Origin of the sequence: Hydrogenophaga taeniospiralis CCUG 15921 (assembly GCF_001592305.1) — a bacterium.
Classification (GTDB): domain Bacteria; phylum Pseudomonadota; class Gammaproteobacteria; order Burkholderiales; family Burkholderiaceae_C; genus Hydrogenophaga; species Hydrogenophaga taeniospiralis.
This window is the reverse complement of sequence record NZ_BCWR01000037.1, coordinates 1-2023: the sequence shown is the minus strand read 5'-3', so window position 1 is coordinate 2023 and position 2023 is coordinate 1. Positions and strand designations below refer to the sequence as shown.

At 61.1% G+C, this 2023-nt stretch carries 3 protein-coding genes; all 3 read right to left on the bottom strand.

Annotated elements, in window-relative coordinates:
- Nucleotides 1-324: hypothetical protein (locus HTA01S_RS24375; RefSeq protein ID WP_157572274.1), on the bottom strand; the 324-nt coding region annotated here is incomplete at its 3' end.
- A gap of 110 nt (nt 325-434) precedes the next feature.
- A complete protein-coding gene (locus HTA01S_RS24370; RefSeq protein WP_068176643.1) occupies nt 435-962 on the bottom strand; it encodes a DUF2059 domain-containing protein in 528 nt (175 codons plus the stop codon).
- A gap of 142 nt (nt 963-1104) precedes the next feature.
- On the bottom strand, nt 1105-1953 hold the full coding sequence (locus HTA01S_RS24365; RefSeq protein ID WP_157572273.1) for a hypothetical protein: 849 nt from the start codon (nt 1951-1953) through the stop codon (nt 1105-1107).
- Nucleotides 1954-2023 lie beyond the last annotated feature (70 nt).

The window sequence follows — 2023 nt, the reverse complement described above, 5'->3', positions numbered from 1 at the left end:
GCCCAGGATGGCTTGGGTGAAGGTCGGGTCGGTGGTGTTGCTGAACGCCACGGCCGCGGTGGTCCACAGCGCGGGGTTTTGCAGGTCGTGCAGGCTCTGGTGTGGATTGCCCACCACTTGCCCGCCTTGCACCAGCGTGCCGTCTTTGGTGTACCCGCTGTATGGGCGCCCTCCTGCGCCCAGCACCGGAGAGACCGCTTGCGCGAACGCGCTGACGTTGATCGTCAGCATCAGCAGGCCGGCGATCACGCGCTTCCAGAGTGCGGGCCTCTGATGGGGGTCTGTCGACAGCGCCAATGATCGCGTGTCTGCTTCTTGTGTCATCGCGCTCCTCCCGAAATTCTTCTTGCGTCAAGGGGCCGGTGTGCCCATGTCAAAAGGGTGCGCGAGGGATGAGCCATCCACGCACCGGGCCTGCATTGCTGAGAGTGCCGTTACGGCTTCAAGGCGTCTTTCAGGGTGTCTTCGAGCACGGGCTGGATCTTTTGCAGGATGACGGGCAATTGCTGCTGGATCAGTTGGGCCGATTGCAGGTTGACGGTCTGCATCTTCTGCATCAGCGTCTGGTAGCCGGGGTCTTCGTAGAGTTTGATCAGGCGGTTGACCTCGTCCTGGTTGAGCTGGGCCTGGTACAGCTTGACGTAGGGGTCTTTCAGGTTTGACCAGCCCATTTCACGGCGCAGCACGGCCCCGACTGCGGGGACGACCTTGTTGACCGCGGTCTGCTGCTGCGCATTGAGCGGCGCGCCACCGTTTTGCTGCAGCAGGCTCATGACCACCTGCGACCTGACCTGGGCCTCGATGCCGCCGACGGCCTGCTCCAGTGCCTTTTGCGCGCCGTTGATGCCAACGAGTTTCTCCACCGAGGCGGCGCTGGCGCGGGCTGCCCAGGCGACGGGCAGGGTCAGGACGCCCAGCATGGCGAGTAGCGTGGCTTGTCTGGCGATGTGCTTCAGGTTCATGTCGGCTCCCTTGTTCGTTCAGTTCTTGCCGCCCAGGAGCTCGCGCTCGACGGGTTCTTTGGCGTTGTAAGTGCGTTTGCTGCCGTCCACCTGGGTGAAAAAGACCCTGGCCCCTGGTAGGCGCGGGCCGGCCCTGCTTGCGTCACTTGACGCTGTAAATGCGAGGGCTTGCCTTGCGGTCTATCTGCAAGGTTCGATTCTCGAATTGAGTCAGCTTGGGTGCCTTGGTCTTGAGCAGGCCCGTGTCTCGATCAAACCTGTCGCGGATTTCGATGCGGACTTTGTCACAGCTGGAGAAGAAGGCGTTGGCACAGTCGTCCAGATAGGCACGCAGGTTGCCCAGGTAGTGGGCCTTGCCGGGCTGCACCTCAAAAATGATCGGCTCGAAGGATTTCTCGGCCTTGAACCCAAACGGGCGCGAGCCGTCGCTCCGCTTGTTCAAGCCGTCGTCATAGAGCACGGGAAGGAAAGCGCCGGGGACGGGTATGTAAACGCCCGGCGCAGCCGCTGCGCTTGTCGTGGGGGTGCGCTGCAGGTTGATCGCACTGATGCGGTACTGGCCCGGTGGGAGCTTGAACGACTCGACCACCTTCCCGTATTCATCCGCATTGAGCACCTCAAACTGCAGGTGTGCGGAGCGATACCCATGGATGCGCGAAGAGACGGGAAACCCAATGACACGCAGCCGGGCGTCAGCCTGCGGGTCCACGGCAGTCAACTGCAGCGACCACGCAGACACCTTGCTCATGCTGATGTCAGAGGTCTGGCTGAAATACACCGTGGCCGCATCTGCCTGCTCGTGGCTGTAGGGCTCGGGCAATGCGCAGGCGGTGAGCAGGAGGCTCAGCAGGATGGTGGAGGATAGATGTTGCATTTTTGTTGGTCTCAAGGAAACCCATCGCGAGACGGTGGCCCTCACCAGTGAGGCGTTTGGGAAAACCGCAATATCCGGAACAACCTTGATCCAACGATGCTTGGTCAAGTTACTCATGATTCACCACCCGGATTCAATATTGATGCATTAAGGCATGACCCCCTGCAATCTCTCTCATAGCCACCCC

Excerpts from the sequence above, each read along its gene's own strand:
- HTA01S_RS24370 (WP_068176643.1), bottom strand. The coding sequence starts at position 962 with ATGAACCTGAAGCACATCGCCAGACAAGCCACGCTACTCGCCATGCTG.
- HTA01S_RS24365 (WP_157572273.1), bottom strand. The coding sequence starts at position 1,953 with ATGAGTAACTTGACCAAGCATCGTTGGATCAAGGTTGTTCCGGATATT.